This window comes from Micromonospora eburnea (genome assembly GCF_900090225.1).
Lineage (GTDB): Bacteria > Actinomycetota > Actinomycetes > Mycobacteriales > Micromonosporaceae > Micromonospora > Micromonospora eburnea.
The window spans coordinates 3,881,762-3,905,109 of the sequence record NZ_FMHY01000002.1 but is presented as its reverse complement, the minus strand read 5'-3'; the positions used below and the strand labels follow the sequence as shown (position 1 = coordinate 3,905,109).

The 23,348-nt window shown below is 70.3% G+C and carries 16 protein-coding genes; 6 read left to right on the top strand and 10 right to left on the bottom strand.

What is annotated here, in order from left to right; translation table 11 throughout:
* Positions 1–436 precede the first annotated feature (436 nt).
* Complete coding sequence (locus GA0070604_RS17515; protein WP_091119094.1) at positions 437–2,062, bottom strand: glycoside hydrolase family 43 protein; 1,626 nt, start codon at positions 2,060–2,062, stop codon at positions 437–439.
* 245 nt (positions 2,063–2,307) lie between these two features.
* Here GA0070604_RS17515 and GA0070604_RS17510 point away from each other — a divergent pair, with 245 nt between their 5' ends.
* Entirely contained in the window at positions 2,308–3,345 is a 1,038-nt protein-coding gene (locus GA0070604_RS17510; protein WP_377592053.1) for a LacI family DNA-binding transcriptional regulator, read from the top strand.
* A 27-nt stretch (positions 3,346–3,372) separates the two neighbouring features.
* Here GA0070604_RS17510 and GA0070604_RS17505 read toward each other — a convergent pair whose 3' ends face one another.
* Positions 3,373–4,377, bottom strand: a complete 1,005-nt coding sequence (locus GA0070604_RS17505; RefSeq protein ID WP_091119088.1) for a LacI family DNA-binding transcriptional regulator — start codon at positions 4,375–4,377, stop codon at positions 3,373–3,375.
* Between the two features lie 139 nt (positions 4,378–4,516).
* On the opposite strand from GA0070604_RS17505, the gene GA0070604_RS17500 reads away from it, so the two are divergent.
* The 4 genes from GA0070604_RS17500 to GA0070604_RS17485 are packed head-to-tail and all read left to right on the top strand — an operon-like array spanning position 4,517 to position 10,032.
* A complete protein-coding gene (locus GA0070604_RS17500) occupies positions 4,517–5,827 on the top strand; it encodes an ABC transporter substrate-binding protein (protein ID WP_091119084.1) in 1,311 nt (436 codons plus the stop codon).
* Complete coding sequence (locus tag GA0070604_RS17495; protein WP_091119080.1) at positions 5,824–6,822, top strand: carbohydrate ABC transporter permease; 999 nt, start codon at positions 5,824–5,826, stop codon at positions 6,820–6,822. The genes GA0070604_RS17500 and GA0070604_RS17495 overlap by 4 nt, the downstream gene beginning before the upstream one ends.
* Positions 6,819–7,685 (top strand): carbohydrate ABC transporter permease, encoded by an 867-nt coding sequence (locus GA0070604_RS17490; protein ID WP_091127213.1) that lies wholly within the window; start codon positions 6,819–6,821, stop codon positions 7,683–7,685. Before GA0070604_RS17495 ends, GA0070604_RS17490 begins: the two co-directional genes overlap by 4 nt.
* A gap of 40 nt (positions 7,686–7,725) precedes the next feature.
* On the top strand, positions 7,726–10,032 hold the full coding sequence (locus tag GA0070604_RS17485) for a beta-xylosidase/alpha-l-arabinosidase (RefSeq protein WP_091119076.1): 2,307 nt from the start codon (positions 7,726–7,728) through the stop codon (positions 10,030–10,032).
* 77 nt (positions 10,033–10,109) lie between these two features.
* On the opposite strand, the gene GA0070604_RS17480 is transcribed toward GA0070604_RS17485, so the two are convergent.
* The 7 genes from GA0070604_RS17480 to GA0070604_RS17450 all read right to left on the bottom strand — a co-directional run bounded on the left by GA0070604_RS17480 (position 10,110) and on the right by GA0070604_RS17450 (position 20,225).
* On the bottom strand, positions 10,110–12,248 hold the full coding sequence (locus tag GA0070604_RS17480; RefSeq protein WP_244161962.1) for an alpha-glucuronidase: 2,139 nt from the start codon (positions 12,246–12,248) through the stop codon (positions 10,110–10,112).
* Positions 12,249–12,285: 37 nt separating this feature from the next.
* Positions 12,286–14,325, bottom strand: a complete 2,040-nt coding sequence (locus tag GA0070604_RS17475; RefSeq protein ID WP_244161961.1) for a beta-galactosidase — start codon at positions 14,323–14,325, stop codon at positions 12,286–12,288.
* On the bottom strand, positions 14,322–15,011 hold the full coding sequence (locus GA0070604_RS17470) for a DUF624 domain-containing protein (protein ID WP_091119068.1): 690 nt from the start codon (positions 15,009–15,011) through the stop codon (positions 14,322–14,324). The genes GA0070604_RS17475 and GA0070604_RS17470 overlap by 4 nt, the downstream gene beginning before the upstream one ends.
* Complete coding sequence (locus GA0070604_RS17465; RefSeq protein WP_091119064.1) at positions 15,008–16,540, bottom strand: GH39 family glycosyl hydrolase; 1,533 nt, start codon at positions 16,538–16,540, stop codon at positions 15,008–15,010. The genes GA0070604_RS17470 and GA0070604_RS17465 overlap by 4 nt, the downstream gene beginning before the upstream one ends.
* 85 nt (positions 16,541–16,625) lie before the next feature.
* Positions 16,626–18,263: an ABC transporter substrate-binding protein gene (locus GA0070604_RS17460; RefSeq protein WP_091119060.1), complete on the bottom strand. Its 1,638-nt coding sequence runs from the start codon at positions 18,261–18,263 to the stop codon at positions 16,626–16,628.
* Positions 18,264–18,312: 49 nt separating this feature from the next.
* Positions 18,313–19,242 carry a carbohydrate ABC transporter permease gene (locus GA0070604_RS17455; protein WP_208602096.1) on the bottom strand — a complete coding sequence of 310 codons (930 nt, stop codon included), beginning with the start codon at positions 19,240–19,242 and terminating at the stop codon, positions 18,313–18,315.
* Entirely contained in the window at positions 19,239–20,225 is a 987-nt protein-coding gene (locus GA0070604_RS17450; protein WP_091119057.1) for an ABC transporter permease, read from the bottom strand. The genes GA0070604_RS17455 and GA0070604_RS17450 overlap by 4 nt, the downstream gene beginning before the upstream one ends.
* A gap of 454 nt (positions 20,226–20,679) precedes the next feature.
* Between GA0070604_RS17450 and GA0070604_RS17445 the strand changes: the two genes are divergently transcribed.
* Positions 20,680–21,666, top strand: coding sequence for an acetylxylan esterase (locus tag GA0070604_RS17445; protein ID WP_091119053.1), 987 nt, complete (start codon positions 20,680–20,682; stop codon positions 21,664–21,666).
* Positions 21,667–22,075: 409 nt separating this feature from the next.
* Here the strand turns inward: GA0070604_RS17445 and GA0070604_RS17440 are convergent, their stop codons facing one another.
* Complete coding sequence (locus tag GA0070604_RS17440; RefSeq protein WP_208602302.1) at positions 22,076–22,903, bottom strand: DUF72 domain-containing protein; 828 nt, start codon at positions 22,901–22,903, stop codon at positions 22,076–22,078.
* Positions 22,904–23,348: the final 445 nt, after the last annotated feature.

The window sequence follows — 23,348 nt, the reverse complement described above, 5'->3', positions numbered from 1 at the left end:
AAAAGTACCGGGACTATATCGAATTCTCAACTGTCACCGCGTCGCGGTCACCCGCCCGGCAATGCCCACCGACAGGTGCGGTGGGGTGGGGGAGGCGACCGGCGCGCCGAACCGCCCAGTGCTCCAGGATCCGACGTGGCCTGGTGCGAAGCCGGTCGAGATGCCGCCGGCGGGAGCCCGGCCAGCGTGCCCGGAGCATCGTCGGCGGCGGCGCCGGCGCAACGGGCGGTTTTCCGGAACTTCCGGAAACGCGAGCGGGGCCGGTCTGCCACCCGGCCGGCGACGGGCGACGGCGGGGTCGGTCCGCTGACCGCCCCGCCGTCGGTCGGCGGCTACCGGCGCGGCCCCTGCACAGGGGCAGCAGGTAGGGCGGACCGGTGAAGACCAGTTGTCCTGATCGGTGTCAACCACGGTCCGCGTCGATCCGCCGACAGGGTCAGTGTTCGAGGTAGGTGGCGTGGTCGAAGTCGGCGTAGACGCCGTCGTTGCCGAGATCCTGCACCCACAGGCCGAGGAAGGCGCCGGTGAAACCCCACGCCGCCGGCTCGCCGTCGATGATCATCGCGGCGTGCTCGTCGGACAGGATCGTCGCGTCCAGCTGCACCGGCAGTTCCCGCCAGCCGGCGCCGAGTTGGTAGCCGAAGCGCACCACCGGCCCGTCGAACTCCGCCCGTAGGCCGACCCGGGTGGCATCGCCGACGTCGACGGTGAGATCCGGGTGGACGGTCCGCCGCCCCCGGTCGCAGCTGAGCAACTCCAGCACCGCCCGCCCGTCGTCGGCCCGGGTGAGGTAGAGGTAGTGCCAGTTCATGGTGTTGTAGTAGGCGGTGAGGCCGGCCAGGTGCCGGTGGTTGAGGGGGTCGAACTCGACCACGGTCTCCAGCATGCAGCGCGCCGCCCCGACCCGGCGGCCGACCAGGCTGGGCGTCTGCTTGCCGACCGGCGACTGTCCGCCGTAGATCCGCAGGTGTGACGGGCGCGCTCGCAGGTCGACCCAGTCGGGTTCCGCCGGCCGGCGCAGGGTCGACCAGCACGCGGCCAGCTGGGGGCCGTCGAAGTGGTCGGTCGCCGGCTCGTCCGGCCACGGGTGTGCGGGCAGATCCGGCGCGGGGATGGCGTCGGCCGGCACCCCGCCGGGGATCCGGGGCCACTCGCCGGTGGGCCAGTCGACCTTCTGGATCGCGGTTTCCCGGCCGAGCACACAGTTGCCCAGCGGCGTGTAGGGGCGCCCGACCAGGTGGGCCAGGTACCACTCACCGTGCTGGGTCTCCACCAGGCTGCCGTGGCCGGCCTTCTGCAGCCGCAGATCGGGGCGGCCCGCGGAGGTGAGCAGCGGACCGTTCGGATCGGCCAGGTAGGGGCCGTGCAGATGCCGGGACCGGGCGACCGTGACCTGGTGCTCCCAGCTGGTGCCGCCCTCGGCGGTGACCAGCCAGTACCAGCCGTCCCGCTGGTGGATGTGCGGTCCCTCGGTCAGGCCGGCCGCGGTGCCGCGGAAGATGATCCGGGGTTCGCCCACCAGCCGGCGTCGTTCGCGGTCGTAGCGTTGGATCTCGATGCCGCCGAAGCGGTCGCGCCCCGGCCGCCAGTCCGCGCTCATGCTCAACAGCCAGCTGCTGCCGTCGGAGTCGTGGAACATCGCGGCATCGAAGCCGTGCGCGTGCAGTTTCACCGGGTCCGACCACGGCCCGCTGATGTCCGGGGCGGTGACCAGGTAGTTCTGCGGATCCCAGTAGCCGTTGGCGAAGCTGGCGACGTCGCTGTAGACCAGGTGGAACAGGCCGTCGTGGTACGTCAGATCGGGTGCCCACACGCCGTTGGAGTCCCCGCTGCCGCGCAGGTCCAGCAGGCGACGGTCGGTGATGATGCCGCCCAGCGCCCGCCAGTGGACCAGGTCCCGGGAGTGGTGGACGCGGACGCCCGGATACCACTCGAAGGTGGAAGTGGCCAGGTAGTAGTCGTCACCGACGCGCAGGATCGAGGGGTCCGGGTGGAAGCCGGTGAGGACGGGGTTTCGGATCGACCGGGCGGTGGTGGCCACGTCTGCGGTCTCGGTCGACATGTACGGCTCCTTTGGTCGAGTCCTCCGAGTAGCTTCCGGAAAGGATGGCCGGAAGTTTCAGAAATCCCGCTCACCGTATCGGTTCGAGTCGAGATGCGACAGAGCCTTGACCCGGGACGTGTCGCGTCATAACGTGCCCGCAATCACTCAGAAATACCGGCACCCGACCGAAAGTTCCGGGGCGTTGCTTCCGCCCCACCGCTGCGCCCGCCGGGCCGGGGGCGCTCCCGTCGTGGGATCGAGCGATGACGAAAGGGCGACCCGTGGCCTCGGAGGATTCCCGGAAAGTCACCATCGCGACGATCGCGCGCCTGGCCGGCGTCTCGGTGCCCACGGTCTCGCGGGTCATCAACGGCCGCTCCGACGTCTCGCCGCAGACCCGGGAACGGGTCGAGGAACTGCTCACCCGGCACGGCTACCGCCGCCGCCCGCCGAGCATGCGGGCCAGCTCCGGCCTGATCGACCTGGTCTTCAACGACCTGGACAGCCCCTGGGCGGTCGAGATCATCCGAGGGGTCGAGGACGTCGCGCACGCGGCCGGCATCGGCACCGTGGTGTCCGCGATCCACCGGCGCAGCTCGTCGGCCAAGCAGTGGCTGGACAACATGCGCACCCGCTCGACGGAGGGGGTCATCTTCGTGACCTCCACCCTGGAGCCGCCGCTGCAGGCCGAGCTGCGCCGCCTCAACATCCCCGTCGTCATCGTCGACCCCGCCGGGGTGCCCCCGCAGGAGGCGCCCACGATCGGCGCGACCAACTGGGTGGGCAGTCTGCGCGCCACCGAGTACCTGCTCGGTCTCGGCCACCGGCGGATCGGCTTCATCACCGGGCCCCCGCAGCTGATGTGCAGTCGTGCGCGCCTCGACGGCTACCGGGCGGCGTTGGAGACCGCCGGCCTCAACGTCGACGACAAGCTGATCCACCAGGGCAACTTCTATCACGAGGGTGGTTTCGCCGGTGCCAACCATCTGCTGCGGCTGCCCGACCCGCCCACCGCCATCTTCGCCTCCAGCGACCAGATGGCCCTCGGCGTCTACGAGGCCGTACGGCAACGTGGCCTGCGGGTGCCCGACGACATCAGCGTCGTCGGCTTCGACGACCTGCCGGAGGTCCGCTGGTGCTCCCCGCCGTTGACCACCGTCCGGCAGCCCCTGGCCGAGATGGGCCTGCTCGCCGCCCGTACGGTGCTGCGGCTGGCGCAGGGCGAGCGGATCGAGAGCCCGCGGGTGGAGCTGGCCACCGAGCTCGTCGTCCGGGACAGCGCCGCCCCGCTGGCCGCCTGAGCCATGCGGCGGCGAGGATTGGTCCGGTCAGCGATGAGGGCGGCAGGACGCGCGGATGACCAGCTCGGTGGGCAGCCGGATGTGGGTGTCGCGTTCGACGCCGCCGATCAGGTCGACGAGCAGACGCAGCGCCTCGGCGCCCATCCGCTGCAGCGGTTGCCTGATCGTCGTGAGCGGCGGGTTGACCAGCGCCGACTCCGGAACGTTGTCGAAGCCGATCACGGACAGGTCGTCGGGCACCGTCAGGCCCATGCTCCGGGCGGTGTCCATCGTGGAGATTGCCGACAGGTCGTTGCCCGCGAAGATCGCGGTCGGCCGGTCGGGGAGCGCGAGCAGCTCCGCGGCGGTGCCGGCGGCGCTCTCGATCCGGAACCCGCCGACGCGTACGAGCCGCTCGTCCACGGGCACGCCGGCGTCGGCCATGGCCTTGCGGAAGCCGGCCTCGCGCAGGCGTGCCGACTCGAGGTCGGGGCGGCCGCTGATGTGCCCGATGCGGCGGTGGCCGAGACCGAGCAGGTAGTTGGTCGCGAGCACGGCGCCGGCGAAGTTGTCGGAGTCGACGGTGGGCAGGCCGGACGGGCCGGTGTGGGGGTCGACGGCCACCACGTGGAAGCCGTGCTTGGTCTCGACCACGGTCGGCGTGACGATCACGGCCCCGTCGATGAGCGTGCCCGACAGGCGGGCCAGTGACCGCCGTTCCCAGCCGATGGCCGCCCCCTCGCCGTCGCCGTTGGAGTAGGCCAGCAGCTGGTATCCGCTGCCGGCGATCTCCCGGGACGCCCCCTTGAGCAGCTCGGTCGAGAACGGCTCGAACTCGGCGACGAGGATGCCCAGCACGTTCGTGCGGTGACTGCGCAGGCTCTGCGCGCCCAGGCTGGCCTCGTAACCGAGCTCGCGGATGACCTGCTGGACGCGCGCCGCGGTCGCCTGCGCGACGCCGTATCGCCCGTTGACAACCTTGGACACGGTTGCCACGGAGACGCCGGCGGTTCGCGCCACGTCCGACATCTTCACGCGCTGGGAGAACACCACGCCGACGATGATAGAGGCCCCCGATCCGCCCGCCACGGGCCGAGTCGAAAACGTTATCGATACCGATTGACATAGAACTACACGGCTGTAAAACTCCCCGTCAGGCCGAGTACCGCGACTGCTAGTCGAGGAGATATCAATGGCGATGAAGCGCCGCACCGGCGCCGTTCTAGCGCTGATCGCGACCAGCGCGCTCCTTGCCGCCGGCTGTAACGGCGGCGACAAGGAAGAGGCGCCCGACGCGAGCGAGCTCTACAAGAACCCGGTGACCCTGACCTGGTGGCACAACGCCCCCCAGGACGGGCCCGGCAAGACCCTCTGGGAGAAGGTTGCCAAGGACTTCTCCGCGCTCCACCCGACCGTCAAGATCGAGATTGAGGCGATCGAGACCAACCAGCTGCAGCGCACCCGCATCCCCGCCGCGCTGCTGAGCAACGACCCGCCGGACATCTTCATGTCCTGGGGTGGTGGCGAGCTGCGTGAGCAGGTCGAGGCCGGCTACCTCAAGGACATCACCGACCAGGTCAAGACCGAGGCTTCCAACATCGGCAGCGCGACCGAGATCTGGCAGGTGGACGGCAAGCAGTACGGCCTGCCGTTCCGGATGGGCATCGAGGGCATCTGGTACAACAAGGACATGTTCGCCCAGGCGGGCATCACTGCTCCGCCGGCCACGTTCGAAGAGCTCAACGCCGCGGTCACCAAGCTCAAGGCCATCAACGTCACCCCGATCGCCGTGGGCGCCGGTGACAAGTGGCCCGCCGCGCACTGGTGGTACAACTTCGCCCTGCGCGACTGCTCGGTCGACACGCTGAAGAAGGCGTCCACCGACAAGGTCTTCGACGATCCGTGTTTCGTGAAGGCCGGTGAGGACCTGAAGGCCTTCATCGACACCAAGCCGTTCCAGAACAACTTCATCGCCACGCCGGGCCAGAACGACCCGACCAGCGCCAACGGTCTGCTCGCCAACGGCAAGGCCGCGATGGAGCTGATGGGTGACTGGAACCGGGGCACGCTGGACAACGTCGCCACGGACAAGGCCAAGCTCGCCAAGTTCCTCGGCTGGTTCCCCGTGCCGGCGATCTCCGGTTCCGCCGGTGACCCCAAGGCCGCCCTCGGCGGTGGCGACGGGTTCGCCTGCTCCAAGAACGCCCCGGCCGAGTGCGTCGAGTTCCTCAAGTACATCGTGAGCCCCGAGGTGCAGAAGGAATACGCCGCGACCGGTCAGGGCCTGCCCGTGACCAAGGGTGCGGAGGACGCCGTCCAGGACCCCGCCCTGAAGTCCATCCTGCAGGCCACGTCCGGGGCGAGCTACGTCCAGCTCTGGCTGGACACGGCCTACGGCAGCACCGTCGGCACCGCGATGAACGACGGAATCGTCGGCATCTTCTCCGGTAAGGGGACGCCGGAGCAGGTTGTCTCGGGGATGAAGGCAGCCGCAAGCAAGTGACCTCCACCGACCAAACCCGGTTCCCCGCCGGCGGCGTTTCCGCGCCGCTGGCGGGTCACCGGCCCGCCGGGCGCCTGTCCTCCCGCCGGGCCGAGACCCGCCGTAAGTGGTACGAGATCATCGGGCTCACGACGCCGGCGCTCGTGGTCTACGTGATGTTCGTGCTTGTGCCGATGGGCTTCGCCGTCTACTACAGCCTGTACCGGTGGCGTGGGGTCGGGCCCCCCACCGAGTACGTCGGCTTCAAGAACTACATGCTCGCCTTCCAGGACCCGATCTTCCTCGACGCGTTGCGCAACAACGCCATCATCGTGTTCGGGTCGCTGCTGATCCAGGGCCCCGTCGCACTGGGCATCGCCCTGCTGCTCAACCGTCGCTTCCGCGGGCGCGCGGTGTTCCGCCTGCTGGTGTTCGTGCCCTACGTGCTCGCCGAGGTCACCGTCGGCATCATGTGGAAGCTGATCCTGGCCGAGGACGGCACGGTCGACACGCTGCTGCGGTCCCTGGGACTGGGCAGCCTGGTGCAGGCGTGGCTCGCCGACCTCGACGTCGTCATCTGGACGTTGCTGTTCGTCCTCACCTGGAAGTACGTCGGCTTCGCGATCATCCTCCTGCTCGCCGGCCTGTCGAACGTGCCGCACGAGTTGACCGAGGCCGCCGCGATCGACGGTGCGAGCTGGTGGCAGACCCAGCGCCACGTCACGCTCCCGCTGCTGGGGCCGACGATCCGGATCTGGATGTTCCTGTCGATGATCGGTTCGTTGCAGGTCTTCGACGTGATCTGGGTGACCTCGGTGCCCGCGGTACGGTCGCTCGGGGCCTCCGGAACGATGGCGACGTACATGGTGGACAACGGGTTCTTCGCCCGGCTCTGGGGCTACGGCAACGCGGTGGCCGTGATCCTCTTCGTCATCTCGTTCGTCGCGGCGCTGCTGTTCCAGCGCTTCATCCTCCGTCGGGACATCGAGGGCGCCATCACCAGAAGGGCGAACTGACTGTGGCCACGAACCCCGTTCATTCCTCGTCCGCCGAGCGCCGGCCGGTGTCGTGGGGCACGCCGCTCACGTACGCGCTGGCGCTCGCGGTCGCGGCGGTGTCGATCACCCCGATCCTCTACGTGATCGTCGGCGGTTTCCGCACCACCCCGCAGATCGTCGCCGACCCGGCCGGCCTGCCCGACCCGTGGGTCTTCGACAACTACACCCGGGTGCTGACGCAGAGCAAATTCTGGCAGCAGGCGCTCAACAGCGGGGTGATCGCCCTCGGCACCACGCTCGGCGTCGTGGTGCTCGGCATGGCCGCCGCATTCGTGCTGGCCCGGTACACGTTCCGGGGGCGGGAGGGGCTCTACACCTTCTTCACGCTCGGCCTTCTCTTCCCGGCCGGGGCGGCGATCCTGCCGCTCTACCTGATGCTGCGGGACCTGAGCCTGATCAACTCCTACTACGCGGTGATCCTCCCGCAGGTCGCCTTCCAGCTGCCGCTGACGATCGTGATCCTGCGGCCCTTCCTGTCCGCCATCCCCCGGGAGTTGGAGGACGCCGCCGCGATCGACGGCGCGAGCCGGCTCGGCTTCCTCTGGCGCATCGCGCTGCCGCTCTCGCGACCCGCGCTCGTCACCGTCGGCGTGCTCGCGTTCGTGGCAAGCTGGAACGCGTTCCTCCTGCCCCTGCTCGTCCTCGGCGATGTCAGCCTGCACACCCTGCCACTCGGGGTGCAGAACTTCTCGAGCCAGTTCTCCACCGACACCGCGGGCGTCCTGGCCTTCACGTCGCTGGCGATGCTGCCGGCACTGCTCTTCTTCACGCTCGCGGAGAAGCAGATCGTCGGTGGCCTGCAGGGCGCGGTCAAGGGCTGAGCGACAGCAGCACCAGTACAACCCAAAGGAAAGGCACAGCATGACTGAGGTCCACGGTCCGGCCCAGGCGGGTCCGGACCACGACCGGCCGGGCGGGCAGGACGGCGAGGCTCGCGTACGTGAGCTGCTCGCCCGGATGACGATCGAGGAAAAGGTCGCGCAGCTCGTCGGATTCTGGGAGAAGGAGGACGGTGAGGCCGTCGCGCCCCTGCAGGGCGAGTTCGGCGACAGCGCCAAGCTCGAGGAATTCTCCCGGCACGGGCTCGGGCACCTCACCCGGGCCTACGGCACGCGTCCCGTCGAGGCCACGGCGCGCGCGTCGTGGCTGTGGAAGTTCCAGTCGGACCTGGTGACGGGCACCAGGCTCGGCATACCCGCGATCGTCCACGAGGAGTGCCTGACCGGGCTCTCGGCGTGGAAGGCGGCCACCTTCCCCACCCCGCTGGCCTGGGGCGCCGCGTTCGATCCCGAACTCGTCGCCGAGATGGGCGCGGCGATCGGGGCGTCGATGCGGGAGCTGGGCATCCACCAGGGGCTCGCCCCGGTGCTCGACGTGATCCGTGACCCGCGCTGGGGTCGGGTCGACGAGTGCATCTCCGAGGACCCCTACCTGGTCGGGACGGTTGGCACGTCGTACGTGCGTGGCCTGCAGTCCCAGGGGGTGCACGCCACGCTGAAGCACTTCGCCGGCTACTCCGCCTCACGCGCCGGGCGTAACTTCGCCCCGGTGCACGCCGGCCCGCGGGAACTCGCCGACGTGCTGTTCCTCCCGTTCGAGATGGCGATCCTCGACGGCAACGTGCGCTCCATCATGCACTCCTACGCCGAGATCGACGGCGTGCCCGTCGCCGCCGATCCCACGATGCTGACCGGCGTGCTGCGGGATCGGTGGGGTTTCGACGGCACCGTGGTCGCCGACTACTTCGGGGTGGCGTTCCTGAACCTGCTGCACCATGTGGCGGGCGACCACGCGGAGGCGGCCGTACAGGCGTTGACCGCCGGTGTCGACATCGAGCTGCCGACCGGCGACGCCTACCTGACCCTGCGGGAGTCGGTGCGGTCCGGCAAGCTCGACGAGGCGCTCATCGACCGGGCCGTGCTGCGGGTCCTGCGCCAGAAGCTGGAGCTCGGGCTGCTCGACGCCACCTTCACCGACGAGCCGCCCCAGGCGGTCGACCTCGACTCGCCCGAGCACCGGGCGATCGCCCGCCGCCTCGCGGAGAAGTCGATCGTCCTGGTCTCCAACCGGGACGTGCTTCCGCTGCCCGCCGGCCGGCGGGTGGCGGTCATCGGCCCGAACGCCGACCGGCAGGGCGCACTCTTCGGGTGCTACTCCTTCCTCAACCACGTGCTCGTCCAACACCCCGATGTGGAGACCGGGATCGAGGTGCCGACGGTTCTCGACGCTACGCGCGCCGAGTTCGGTGCCGATCACGTCACCTGGGCGCGTGGCTGCGACGTGGACAGCGCCGACCGGTCCGGCTTCGACGAGGCCGTCGCCACCGCATCCGCCGCCGAGGTCGCCGTACTGGTCGTCGGCGACCACGCCGGCCTCTTCGGGCGCGGCACGGTCGGCGAGGGCTGCGACCGCGACGACCTGGAACTGCCCGGGGTCCAGCGCGAACTCGTCGAGGCGGTACTGGCGACGGGTACGCCGGTCGTCCTCGTGCTGCTCACCGGCCGGCCGTACGCGGTCGACTGGGCGCTGGCGCGGTGCGCGGCCGTGGTGCAGGCGTTCTTCCCCGGGGAGGAGGGCGCCGGGGCGATCGCGGGCGTGCTCTCCGGGCGGGTCAACCCGTCGGGCAAGCTGCCGATCAGCATGCCCGCTTCCGCGGGGGCGCAGCCGTACTCGTACCTGCATCCCACGCTCGGTGAGGGAAGCGAGGTGACCAACCTGCCGGCGACGCCCGCGGCGCCGTTCGGTCACGGCCTGTCCTACACCACGTTCGAGCACGCCGACCTGACCGTGCCCGCCACGGTGCCGACCGACGGGGCGCTGCCGGTGACCGTACGCGTGACGAACACCGGCGCGGTCGCCGGCGACGACGTGGTCCAGCTCTACGGCCGGGACCTGGTGGCCTCGGTGACCCGACCGGTGGCGCAGTTGCTCGGATACCGGCGGGTCCACCTGGAGCCGGGCCAGTCCGTCACCGTCGAGCTGACGGTGCCCACCACCCGCCTGGCCTTCTCCGACCGCACGCTCACCCGGGTCGTGGAGCCCGGTGACGTCGAGCTCTGGGTCGGTACGAGCACGGAGCGGGACACCCAGGCGTCGACCACGCTGGTCGGTGACACCGTGCCGGTCACCAACGCCTCCGCGCGCTGGACGACCTCCGCGATCAGCTGAGCGTAAGACCGAGAAAGGTCCGCCGGCCGTCCCCAGAGGACGGGCGGCGGACCTTTCCGTCAGGTCGCGAAGCCGGCTCAGTGAATCCGGCGGCCGTGCGCGTCCGGCACTCCCGACTTGCGGAAGAAGTACGTGTTGATCTGGTCCCGCCACTCCGTGGCGCACCGTACCTGCTCGTCGAGGCGCTCCCGCACCCGGGCGTGAACCCCCGGGTCGATCACACCGGCGAGCCGCTCCCACTGCTGTCGCATCGCCACCACCTGCTCCACCCCGGCGAAGTGGGTGTCGTAGATGTGCTGGATCACGGTCGACCCGCTGTGCAGCACGTGCCCGTACGGCACGTGGTGAAAGAACAGCAGCAACTCGTCCGGGCACGACTCGACCGACTCGTACACGTCCCGCCAGGGCGGCGGGAACTGGCCGGTGAACGCGGTGCCCGACGCCCGGGTCCGGTCGACACCCACCCCGTCCCGGTCGGCGAAGTGGTACGTGCCCCACCGGCTGTACTCGTACCCGTCCACGTCGGGCCCGTAGTGATCGCCGGGGTGGACCATGAATCCGACGCCCAGCGGCGCGGTGTACCGCTCGTAGGTCCGCCAGGAGTCGTCCATGATCGCCCGCAGCACCCGGCGCACCAGCCCGAGGCCGTTGGGCGCCGACGCCGCGAAGGTGAGCTCGATCCACTCGTCGAGCACCGCCGTCGGGGCCAGCCGCGGGTCCCAGGCCAGCCGGCCGAACGCGTACAGGTTCGCCTGCGCCAGCGGGTGCCCGGTCCAGAACGGATCGTCGCCCACGTTCGAGACCGCGACCAGTCCGCCACCATCCCCGGCTGCGCCGCGCTCCGCCGCGTCGCCCACCGAGGCGCCGGCCGCGACGGCGGCGACCGTCGGGCCGTCGTCGCCCCACGGCCCGAACCCGAGCACCTCGCTCCACCAGGGGGCCAGGTAGCAGATGTGGCGCTGCTGCCCGGTGTACTCCTGGGTCACCTGCAACTCCACCGCCAGCCGGGTGCCGGGCATGCCCGCGATTACCGGGGAGACCGGCTCCCGCGTCTGGAAGTCCATCGGGCCGTGCTTGACCTGCAGGATCACGTTGTCCCGGAACTGGCCGTCCAAGGGTACGAAGTGGTCGTGGGCGGCGCGGGCCCGGTCGGTCGACCGGTCGCGCCAGTCCTGCCGGTGGTTGTAGACGAAGGCGCGCCAGTGCACCACACCCCCGTACGGGGACAGCGCGTCGGCGAGGACGTTCGCGCCGTCGGCATGGCTGCGCCCGTACCCGAACGGGCCCGGCTGCCCTTCGGAATCCGCCTTCACCACGTAGCCGCCGAAGTCGGGGACGCTCTCGTACACCCGCTTGGTGGCGTCGGCCCACCACTCCCGTACCGCCTCGTCCAGCGGGTCCGCGCTCGACAGGCCGCCGAGCATGACCGGCGCGGCGAAGCTGACCGACAGGTGCACCCGGATCCCGTACGGCCGCAGGACGTCCGCGATCGCGGCGACGTCGCCGAGCCGGTCGGTCAGCAGCCGTGCCTCGGTGGCGTGGACGTTCACGTTGTTCACCGAGACCGCGTTGACGCCACAGGCCGCCAGCAGCCGTCCATAGGCCCCGACCCGGGTCAGGTCCTCCCGCCGCGCCCCGTCCTGCCAGAAGATCGATCCGCCCGCGTAGCCGCGCTCGACCTGCCCCATCACCGGGTGCACGTCGATGTTGTCCCAGTGGTTGAGCATGCGCAGCCGCATCGCCGGGCGGTGCAGCTCCATCGGGCGGGTGAGCCCGAACGCCGACTCGCCGAGCCGGACCAGGTGGAACAGGCCGTACAGCAGCCCGGCGGGCGCCTCGGCCAGCACCACCGTGACCTCGGTGTGCCGGGCCAGCAGGAAACCCTCCTCGCCGAGCGTGCCCGCCCCGTACCGCCGTCGGTACACGACGTCCACCGCCGCCGCGGCGATCGGCAGGAGACCGGCCGGGACCAGCGCGAGCACCAGGTCGTACGCCGTGCCGGCGGCTGACCGGTCGTCGGCCGGCCGCCTGTCCGGCCGGGGGTGCGGCCGGTCCGTGCTGCCGCCGTACCGGACGCAGGCACGGGCGATCTCGTCGCGCACCGTGTCGACGAGCGTGCCCTCGCCGCAGACCAGACTACGGCGCGAACCGAGGGCCCGGAACGCCTCCGGCGGCAGCCAGGCGGCATGGACGTCGTTCGGCGGTACGCTGTTCACGGGGCCTCCCGGGTCGAGTGCGTCGATCATTCGGACCTCAGCCGTCCTCGCGTACGACCATGACCCCCCGCGGGTCGAGCCGGACCGGTTGGCCGCCCTCGACCCGGTCGCCGGTCAGCAGGTCGACCCCGCCGGCGCACGCGGTAACCTCGACGGGCTCCGCGCGGTGGTTGAGCAGGAAGCGCAGTCGTACCCCGTCGGGCGCGACCCGGACGGCCGTCTCCAGGTCCGGCACGTCCGCGTAGGGGCCGGTCAGGTGATGCCGGTCGAGGACCTGCCGCATCACCCAGGAGACTCCCGGCTGATCCAGCCCGGCCGCCACGTACCAGGCGTCGCCGTCACCGGCCCGGTTGCGGGTGACGGCGGGGGTGCCGGCGTAGAAGTCGGCCTGGTACGTGCCGACCACCTCCGCGCCCTGGGGGATCACCAACTCGAACACCAGCCGGGAGGCCACCTCGACCTGGTCGGTGCCCGCCCGCAGCAGCACCGGGTTGACGAACTCCGGTCCGCGGGCGTCCCACTCGTCGACGCGTACGCCCATCAGCTCTCCGAGCGGGCCGGGTACGTCCATCAGGAAGGCGTTGTCGTTCTCGTCCACCCGCCCGGAGAGGAAGGTGGCCACCACCGACCCGCCCCGGGCGGTCACCTCCGCCAGCCGGCCCGGCAGGTCACCCTTGAGCATGTGCAGCGCCGGCGCGACGACCACGTCGTAGCGGGACAGGTCCGCGGTCACCGCGACGACGTCGACGTCGACCCCCGCGTCCCAGAGCGCCCGGTGGTAGGCCAGGACGACCTGCTGGTAGCGGACCAGGCGGGACGGGCCGTCGGAGATCTCCAGCGCCCACCAGCTGTCCCAGTCGAACAGCAACGCCACCCGCGCCGGGGTCCGCGCGCCCAGCGTCGCCGCGCCGAGCCGGTCGAACTCCGCGCCGAGCTGCGCGACCTCCCGGAAGACCCGGGTGTCGGCCCGGCCGGCGTGGCCGATGACCGCGCCGTGGTATTTCTCGCTGGCCCCACGGGACGCCCGCAGCTGGAAGAACAGCACCGCGTCGGCGCCGTGCGCCACCGCCTGCCAGCTCCACAACCGCATCACCCCGGGCCGTTTCAGCGGGTTGACGTCCCGGCACGCGGTGTGGCTCGGGGTCTGCTCCATCAACCAGAACGGCTGGCCGTCCTTGAGGCCCCGCATCAGGTCGTGGCTCAGCGCCATCCATGACGGGGAGCTGTCGTCCGGGGGGTAGTTGTCCCACGAGGCGAAGTCGAGGTGGGGAGCCCAGCGATGGTAGTCGATCGGACGGTACATGCCCATGAAGTTGGTCGTCACCGGCACGTCCGGGCTGGACTCGCGGATCGCCGCCTTCTCGTCCAGGAAGTTGGCCAGCATCGCGTCGGACGAGAAGCGAAGGTAGTCGAGGGTGATGCCCTGGAAGGCGGTGTGCTCGGGGCCGCGCCAGTGTTCGGTCAGGGCCGACGGCGGCTCGATCTGGTCCCAGTCGGTGAAGGTGTGCGACCAGAAGGTGGTGTACCAGGCCGCGTTCAGCGCGTCCAGGCTGCCGTAGCGACGGCGCAGCCAGTCCCGGAAGCCGGCGGCGCACAGCTCGCAGTAGCAGGTGCCGCCGTACTCGTTGCCGACGTGCCATGCCACGATCGACGGGTTGGCCGCGTACCGGGCGGCGACGCGGCGGGCCAGCTCGGTGGAGAGCCGGCGGAAGACCGGGGAACTGGGGCAGGAGTTGTGCCGCTGCCCGTACCGGTGCCGGCGGCCCTCGAAGTCGACCCGGGTCACCTCCGGGTGGCGGCGGGCCAGCCACGGCGGGTGGGCCGCCGTACCGGTCGCCAGGCAGATCCGGCGGCCCTCGGTGGTGGCCCGCTCGACGATCCGGTCCAGCAGTGAGAAGTCGTAGACGTCCGGGGCCGGCTGGGTCAGCGCCCAGTCGAAGACGCCGAGGGTGACGGTGTCGATCCGGGCGAGATCGAAGAGCTGGTAGTCCTGGTTCCACACCGGTACGGGCCACTGCTCGGGGTTGTAGTCGCCCCCGAAGGGCACCTTGTCCGTGACCGGCAGACGCTCGCTCACGCGGTGAAGTCCTTGCGGATGCCGATGATCATCGGGCGGCTGGCGGTCAGCAGGGCCAGCACCAGCACCGCGCCCAACAACGCGACCACCGCCTCCGAGGTGAGCACGGTCAGGGCGGCGACCGCGACCAGCAGGCCGGCGTTGCCGAGGGTGACCGAGGGGGTGCGGACGAGGAAGTACCGGGCCAGCCGCAGCACGTCCCGGAACCGGAAGGCGAACAGCGAGGCGATCACCAGCGCGTTGACACCGATCAGGGTCACGCCGGCCCCGACCAGCACGAGGGGCACCGCCCACCAGCCGGGGACGCCCGCGGCCGGCAGGTGGGTGAGGTTCACCGCGATGACGGCCAGCCACAGCAACAGCGGGACCCAGATCCGCAGGACGTCGGTGAGGTTGGACCGGTAGCCGCGCCAGAAGGCGCGCGCGGGGTGCAGCTCCGTCAGGTCGGGGCGCTGGTGGTGCAGCGCGTACAGGGCGGCGCCCACGGCCGGGCCGAGCGGCAGCGCGCAGGCCGCGACCAGCGGGAGGTTGCTGACGTCCCGCTCCAGCAGCATGAGCGCGACCAGGCCCGGCGCGGTGGTGACCAGGAACAGCACCTCGACCACCAGCACGGTGTAGATCCGCGAAGCGGCGCGGGACAGCGGCCCGTCGCCGAACTGGCGCCGCGCGCCGAGGACGTCGCTCACGCCGCCCGCTCCCCGGGGGTACGCCCGAGCAGCCGGTCGTCGTCCCACCACGGCGGGGTCTCGTCGGCCACCGCGGTCAGCTCGACCAGGGTCACCTCGTGCCGGGACAGGTGCAGGTCCAGCTCGATCCGGCCGCCCTCGATCGGCAGTCGGGCGTGCCGCCGGGCCGGCTCGGCGGTCTCCCGCAGGTTGTCCAGTTGGCCGGCGGTGGGGGAGGCGGGACGGCCCATCTCGCACCACGCCGTCCAGGCGTTGCCCTCCTCCTCGTTCACCGACGAGCGCAGCAGGAACGCGGCCCCCGCCGCGGCCGTGCCCACGGGCAGCGACAGGCGCACCGTGTGTCGCTCCTGGCCCGGGGTGTCCCCGGTGGCGTCCACCGGCGCCCAGGCCAGCACGGCGACCCGGCCGGTGGCGTCCCGGGTGACCAGGTGGTCGGCGCCGCGGGCGAGGACCTCGTCCCCGAGGCGGGCCATGAACGCGTACAGGTGGTAGGTGGGCTTCTTGATCTGGCGGTGGGTGAGCAGGCCGAACCCGCCGTGGAACAGCGAGGTCGGCACCCCCTCCTCCTCGAACATGTCGCTGAAGGTCCAGTAGGAGAAGGAGTCGACCAGGTCGCCGCCGGCGGCCACCACCGGGGCGAGGTACGCGGCGTTGAAAGCGGTGTCGTGGACCCGGTTGTCGGGCCGGTAGGAGGAGTTGAATTCGGTGATGTGCACCGGCAGCTCCGCCAGTGCGCTGCCCCGCAGGTGCCGTCGCGGGCTGGCGAACTGGTCCAGCAGGCTGGACGCGGGCACGAGGGTCTGGTGGGTGCCGAACGGCACGTGCTGGGCGGGCCCGGAGGTGTACGCGTGCCGGCTGACGAAGTCGACCGGCACCGAGCGGGCGGTGACGAACTCGGCGAACGGCATCAGCCACTCGTCCGAGCCGGGGGAGATGGCCGGCCCGCCGACCTGGAGCGCGGCGTCCACCTCCTTGACCGCGTGCGCGGTCACCTCGTAGAGCCGGTGGTAGGCGTCCTGGTCGGCGTTCTGCCAGAAATGCGTGAGGTTGGGCTCGTTCCACACCTCGATCGGCCAGGTGCGTACCTCGTCGAGCCCGTAGCGGTCGACGAAGTGGCGCAGGGTGGCCCGGACCAGGTCCGCCCACTCCGTCCAGGACTTCGGCGGGGTGACGTTGCCGCGCCACCAGAAGACGGTCTGGTCACCGGAGGCGAGAGCGGCGGGCATGAAGCCCAGCTCCAGGAAGGGCCGGACGCCGAGCGCGAGGTAGGCGTCGATCACCTGGTCGACGTACGTGAACGCGTGGCGCACCCGGCATGACCCCTGGTATTCGTAGGGCCGGTAGACGCCGGTGCCGTCGCTGAACAGCCCGTGCCCGCGGATGTGCCGGAAGCCGATGTCCCGCTGGACGAGGGCCAGCGACTCCTGGTAGTCACGCCGGAGCCCCAGCTCGAACCGACCGGTGCCGACGCAGGCCCGCCACGCGTCGGTGAGCCGGCCCGTGGCCCGCTCCGGTACGACGATCCGCATCTCGTTCCTCTCCTCCGCACGGGCCGGCGTCGGCCGGTCTCACCACCGCGGTCGGGCCCGGCGTCGGGCCCGACCGCGGACGGGGTCAGCTGTGCTTCTTCTGGTACCGCTCGTACGACTTGTTGACCAGGTCCATGTAGGAGCCCATGTTCTTGCCGTTCAGCTCGTTGACGTAGGCGTCCCACTCGGTGAGCGGACGCTGGCCCAGGACGAACTTCAGCGTGTTCTGGTAGACGTAGTCCTTCAGCCCCGTCTCCCAGAGGGTCACCTGCTCGCGTTCCTCGTCGGTGAGCGGGTGCGGCGGCGCCACGGCGACGGGCGGGCGCTCGCTGACGATCTTCTGGAACTCCTTCTCCTCCTCGGAGAAGAAGGACTGGACCAGCTCCAGGCGGCCACCGTAGGCGAAGATGCCGTTGTAGAAGCCGAAGTCCTTCTGCAGGTGCTTGGTGCCCTTGGGGTTGAGCCCGAGGACGTCAACGTCGGCGGTGAGGGTGCGCTTGCCGGAGGCGTCCTTGGTGTAGGTGGTGCCCTCGACACCCCACTTGGCGAACTCCTGGCCGGCGTCGGAATACCAGAGCCAGTCGATGAACTGCATCATGGCGACGAAGTTCTTGCTGTCCCGGGCCTTCGAGGAGATCATGATGCCGTTCTCGAGCCGGCTCGCCGCGTTGATCGGCCCGGCCGGACCGATCGGGAACGGAATCTTGGCGATCCGGGCGTTCGGCAGGCTCTTCGCCATGTCGGGGCGGTAGTCGTTGACGATGCTCTGCGCGTTGGTGCTGATGACGAACGACTTGCCGCTGGCGAGCTTCTGGCGGGCCTGGTCGTCGGTCTGGGTGAAGGTCTCCGGGTCCAGCAGCTTCTCGTCGACCAGCTTGTGCAGGAATTCCAGCATCGCCTTGTACTTGTCGGACGCGCCGGTGTAGACGAACTTCTTGGCCTCCGCGTCCCAGCTGGGGTGCTGGTAGGCCCAGCCGGCTCCGGCGAGGCCGTACGAGACGGCGAGCATGTTCAGCAGGTTGCCGGCGGGGTTGGGCTTGCCGAACCGGTCCGAGAACGGGTAGACGTCCGGGTACGCGGCCTTCATCGCCTTGAGCATGTTGTAGACGTCGTCCCAGGTCTGCGGTACCGGGATCTTGAGCTGCTCGAGGATGTCCATCCGGACCGCGAGGGTGTAGTCCTGCCAGGGCTTCTCGTGCAGGCCGGGAAGCAGATAGAACTTGCCGTCCTCCTGCCGCAGCGAGTCGATCTCCGGCTGGAGGCTCCACTTCTCGATCTTGTCCGTGAAGTTGGGCATCAGGTCGAGGTAGTCGCTGACCGGCAGGATCGCGCCGGAGGAGACGTACGCGTCCTCCTGCGGGTGGTACGTCTTCGGGATGATGAACGGCGCGTCACCGGCACCGATCAGGACGCTGCGCTTCTGCTCGTAGTCGCTCAGCGGCACGGCGACCGGCTCGATCTTGACCCCGGTCCGCTTGGACAGTTCCGACCAGAACAGCCAGTCGTCCTTCAGCGGGTAGTTCGGGTGGTTGTTGTAGAGCATCGAGAAGGACACCGCCGTGGTGGCCTTGAACTGGTCGCCGATGCCGTACTTGTCCATGGCGCCTTCGCGGTTGTCGGCGAGGTCCTTCTTGTCGTCGTCGCCGTCGCCGCAGCCGGCCATCGAGATGACGGCGGCCGCGCCCGCCGCGAACAGCAGGTGACGCCGGGATAGCTGAACCATGGGGGACGTCCTTTCGGTGGGGGAGCGGTGCGGGTGGTCGCGCCGGTGGCTAGCCCTTGACCGCGCCGAGCATCACTCCGGAGACGAAGTAGCGCTGGATGAAGGGGTAGACCGCCAGGATGGGAAGGACCGTGAGCACGATGGTCACGGACTGGATGGTGGCGGCGGACTGCACGACGTCGCTGGCACTGCCGAGCCCGCCCCCGACCGAGGTCGCGTCGGTCGCGCCAGCGATGAGGTTGCGCAGGTAGACCGTCACCGGCCACAGGTCCATGCGGTCCATGTACAGGAACGCGGCGAACCAGGAGTTCCAGAAGGAGACGGCGTAGAAGAGGAACATGGTGGCGACCACCGCCTTGGACAGCGGCAGCACGATCCGCAGCAGGATGCCGTACGTGTTCAGCCCGTCGACGGCCGCGGCCTCCTCCAGCTCGACCGGCAGGCTCTCGAAGAACGCCTTCATCACCAGCAGGTTGAACACGCTGATGGCGTTGGGCAGCGCGATCGCCCACACGGTGTTCTTCAACCCGAGGCTGGTGACCAGGACGTAGTTGGGGATCAGCCCGCCGCTGAAGAACATGGTGAACACGGCGATCCCGACCAGCGCGCTCCGGCCCTTGAGCTGTTTCTTGGACAGCACGTAGGCGTAGCAGGTGGTCAGCACGAGTGCGACCGCGGTGGCGACCGCCGTGTAAACCACCGTGTTGCGATAGTTCGTCCAGAACATCGGGTCGGACATCACGGCCTTGTACGCGGCGACGTTGAACCCGCGCGGGATCAGGTTCACCTGCCCCGACACGATGTACGCGTTGTCGCTGAGCGAGCGCGCCACGATGTTGACGAACGGATACAGCGTCACCAGCACGACACCGGTCAGGACGATGGCGTTGACCACCCGGAAGATCTGGTAGCCCCGGCTGGTGCGGATGCCGGGCCGGCGGCTGGTGGGCGGGGCGGGTGTGGTCGTGTCGACGGTCACCACAGGCTCGTCCCTACTACGCGCTTGGAGATCGCGTTCGCCGACAGCACCAGCGTCAGCCCGATCACGGACTCGAACAGGCCGATCGCCGCCGCGTAGCTGAAGTTGTTGGAGACGATGCCGACCCGGAACAGGTAGGTGGAGATCACGTCGGCCGTCGGGTAGGTCAGCGGGTTGTACAGCAGCAGGATCTTCTCGAAGCCGACCGCCATGAACGTGCCGATGTTGAGGATCAGCAGCGTCACCATCGTCGGCCGGATCCCGGGCAGCGTCACGTGCCACGTCTGCCGCCACCGGTTGGCGCCGTCGATCCTGGCCGCCTCGTACAGGTTCTCGTCGACGGCGGTCAGTGCGGCGAGGTAGAGGATGGTGCCCCAGCCGACCGTTTGCCAGACCTCGGACGAGACGTAGATGGTCCGGAACCATCCGGCCTGCTGCAGGAACGGCACCGCCTCGCCGCCGAGGGCGCGGACGAGCTGGTTCACCGCCCCGTCGACGGAGAGTAACTGCATGACCATCGCCGCCACGATCACGATGGACAGAAAGTGCGGCAGGTAGGACACCGACTGGACGAACCGCTTGATCTTGCGGCTGCGCAGCTCGTTGAGGAGCAGCGCCAGCACGATCGGCAGCGGGAAGCAGAACACCAGGGTCAGCGCGCCGAAGATCAGCGTGTTGGTGAACACGTCCCAGAACGCCGGGTCGTTCAGGAACATGCGGACGTACCGCAGGCCCACCCAGTATTCGCCGAAGATGCTTCCCCCGGGCCGGAACCGCCGGAAGGCGATCACGTTGCCCAGCATCGGCAGGTAGCGGAAGATCAGGAAGAACAGCAGCGGCAGCACCGCCAGGGAGTAGAGCTGCCAGTCCCGCCGTAGCGCCCTACGCCAGGTACGTCGAGCGGCGCGCGGGCGACGCGTACCGCCGGCCGTGGGCCGGCTCTCCGGCCCCGTCACCGGGCTCACCGTGCCCGACGTGGTCATGGTCGGCGCGTTTCGGCCCGGCTGGTCCAGCGGCCGTCGTCGGGCAATCTGCTGTTCACGTGAACCCCCTCGACCGACCGGGGCAAAGCGTGCGCCGCCCGATCCGCACGGTGTCCGCCGCCGAAACTTTCGGCGGCACGACGGTACTTTTTCGGCAACCTAGGGGTGCCGGCGTGAATGTGTCAAGGGTCGACAAGTGAAGGTGCGACACGGTGCGGCGGCGGTCGCCACTGACGAAGATGAATTATGCTGTCGGCCGGAGTCGATCTCGTGTAGGCGCAGGTCCCGTGGTCGACGTGGTACGGTGCGGCGAAACTTTCGGGCGCTCTTGCGGGCATCGCGAAGCCGCCGGCGGGTGCGTTCCCGGCCCCGTCGCGACCTGAGCGGCGTCGGGCGGGGGTGCCCTGCCGTGACACCCACCCACCGCCCACCGCGCCGAACCCCGCGAGGAGCCATGCCCCTGTTCGACCTGCCCCTCGACCAGTTGCGCCGGTACGCGCCCGTGGTGGCCGAGCCGGCGGACTTCGACGAGTTCTGGCGTACGACCCTCGCGGAGGCCGCCACCCGGCCGGTCCTGCTCGACGCGCGGCCGGAGCCGACCGACCTGCGCCTGGTCGACTCCTGGGACGTGACCTTCTCCGGCTTCGGCGGCGATTCGGTCCGGGCCTGGTACACCCGTCCGGCCGGAGTGGACGAACCGTTGGCCACGGTGGTCGAGTTCACCGGTTACGGACGGGGACGCGGCCTGCCGCACGAGCGCCTGACCTGGCCAGTGGCCGGCTACGCGCACCTGCTGATGGACACCCGTGGGCAGGCCGGTCTGCACGGCGGCGGGGACACCCCAGACCCCGGGCAGGGGGTGGCCGGCGGTCCGTGGCCGGTGACCTGGGGCATCCTGACGCCCCACGACTACCACTACCGTCGGCTCATCACCGACGCCGTGCGGGCGGTCGAGGCGGTGCGCGCCCTGCCCGGCGTCGATCCCGCCCGGGTCGTCGTCGTCGGCAACAGCCAGGGTGGCGGGCTCGCTCTCGCCGTGGCGGGGCTGGTGCCCGACCTCGCCGCGGTCCTCGCCACGGCCCCGTTCCTCTGTCACATCCAGCGGGCCATCGAGATGACCGACGCCGCCCCGTACGGCGAGATCGCGCGCTACCTGGCGGTCAACCGGGAAGCGGAGGAGGCGGTCCGCCGGACCCTTTCCTATGTCGACGGTGTCACGTTCGCTCGTTGCGCCACCGCCCCGGCGCACTTCGGGATCGGCCTGCGCGACAACGTGTGCCCACCCAGCACCGGCTTCGCCGCGTACAACCAGTACGGCGCCGCCAACGGCCGCCCGGATCAGCCGGAGCGCGAACTGCACGTCTATCCGTTCAACCAGCACGAGGGCGGGGAGGCCGTGCACGTGCGGCGCCAGTTGCGGTGGCTCGCGTCGGTGCTGTGACCGCCCGCCCAGGTGATCCGCTCCCGGTGCGGCTAACGGGGTGTCCGGCCTTCGGTAGACCACGGCTCTGCCGCCTCGCGCGTTGCCTGTCGGCCGGGCCCTGGTCTCGAAATTCTCGGCAACACTGCCGGTCGCCGATGTGGCTGCCTCGCGCCGTCCGGCGTCCCCGCACGGTTCGCGTTTTCCGGTGGCGGCAGGCGGAACGCCCTCGCCCAGCGCCGCGACCGGCAGTCGGGCCGCGCGGCCGATCGCGGCGACCACTTGCGACTGCCAAGCGACCATCGGTGAGACGGTCGGAAGTTTCCGGAAGGGTGTTGACGGGCGCCGGTGCCTTGCTCGGACCCCCACCTGCACGGCCCGATAGCCGGCTGAGGCCCGGTGCGCGGGCGGTGAGCCGCCGCACCGGGCCTCAGAACAGCATCGGCGGCCCGACCGGCGTCGGCTCGGGCAGTGGCTCGACCTCGGGCAGGCGGGCCCGGACCTCGTCGTGGAACCGGCGGGCGAGGTCGGGCGCGTCGGCGTTGTCCGGGGTGTGTACGAAGACGGTCGGCGAACGGCCCTCGCGCAGCCAGCCGGTCACCACGTCGAGCCACGGTTGCCACCCCTCGACCGTCCGCTCGGGGTCGTCCCGGCCCAGGTACCGGACGATCGGCCGCTCCGTCAGCGCACGGGTGCGCAGCGGCGTACGCGGCTTCCTGGTCCACGCCTCCCGTTCCGCGTCGCTGGTGGGTGGGGTGCGGAAGAACGCGGTGGTGTCGAACGGGATCCACTCCGCGTCGACCCTGACGAGCGCCTCCTCCAGCGTCCGCGTGGCACCGGGATCGTCGAAGAACGCGGGGTGGCGGACCTCCACCGCGTACCGGTGGGCGGCGGGCAGCCCGCGCAGGAAGCGGGCGAGCGCGGGTACGTCGGTGGGGCCGAAAGAGCCTGGCAACTGGATCCAGAGTGCGTGCGCCCGTGGCCCGAGGGGCTCGACCGCGCTCAGGAAGGCCCGAAGCTCCTCGTCGGCGCCGGTGAGGCGGCGATCGTGCGTGACGACCTTCGGCAGCTTGAGCACGAACCGGAAACCTGGGCCGGTCTGCTGCGCCCACGACGTCACCGTCTCCCGGGCCGGGGTCGCGTAGAAGGTGGTGTTCCCCTCGACCGCGGTGCACCATTCGGCGTAGGCGCGCAGCCGCTCGTGGGCCGGCAGCGGATGCGCCAGAAAGCGGCCCTGCCAGGACCTGTGCGTCCACATCGCGCACCCGACGTGCAGGCGCATTCGAATCTCCCATCGTTCGACGACCCGGGCGGGTGGCCCGCGCCGCGGGTACGGTATCCGACCCGGCCGACGGCACCCCGACCTAGTGAAGCCTTCGCTTTTCTCGGCATCCTCGTGGGTTCGTGTCGGTGATGCGCCGCTGTCGTCACGTCGACCCGGGTTCCCGCGCCCGTCCGCCTGGCAGTAGTTGGCACGAGGGCTGGCCTGCTGTTTCTGCCGATGGGAACGCTTCCACCATTCTCCTCGGACGATGCGGTTGCGGACCGTCCTCCGGTACGGCGTGCCGTCGAGCCATATTTCATTCCGAATTCCCATAATTGCCGACCGCGTCGTGGTGCGGCCGGGAATGTGGCGGGGGTGGTCATTCTGCGGCGGTTCCGCACCCGGCGGTGGACCGCCTGGCGTACTACTTAGTGGAGCC

Bases quoted from the DNA above. Each gene is read 5' to 3' on its own strand.
- GA0070604_RS17450 (WP_091119057.1), bottom strand. From the start codon at position 20,225: ATGACCACGTCGGGCACGGTGAGCCCGGTGACGGGGCCGGAGAGCCGG.
- GA0070604_RS17500 (WP_091119084.1), top strand. From the start codon at position 4,517: ATGGCGATGAAGCGCCGCACCGGCGCCGTTCTAGCGCTGATCGCGACC.
- GA0070604_RS17485 (WP_091119076.1), top strand. From the start codon at position 7,726: ATGACTGAGGTCCACGGTCCGGCCCAGGCGGGTCCGGACCACGACCGG.
- GA0070604_RS17460 (WP_091119060.1), bottom strand. From the start codon at position 18,263: ATGGTTCAGCTATCCCGGCGTCACCTGCTGTTCGCGGCGGGCGCGGCC.
- GA0070604_RS17465 (WP_091119064.1), bottom strand. From the start codon at position 16,540: ATGCGGATCGTCGTACCGGAGCGGGCCACGGGCCGGCTCACCGACGCG.
- GA0070604_RS17515 (WP_091119094.1), bottom strand. From the start codon at position 2,062: ATGTCGACCGAGACCGCAGACGTGGCCACCACCGCCCGGTCGATCCGA.
- GA0070604_RS17510 (WP_377592053.1), top strand. From the start codon at position 2,308: ATGACGAAAGGGCGACCCGTGGCCTCGGAGGATTCCCGGAAAGTCACC.
- GA0070604_RS17445 (WP_091119053.1), top strand. From the start codon at position 20,680: ATGCCCCTGTTCGACCTGCCCCTCGACCAGTTGCGCCGGTACGCGCCC.
- GA0070604_RS17440 (WP_208602302.1), bottom strand. From the start codon at position 22,903: ATGTGGACGCACAGGTCCTGGCAGGGCCGCTTTCTGGCGCATCCGCTG.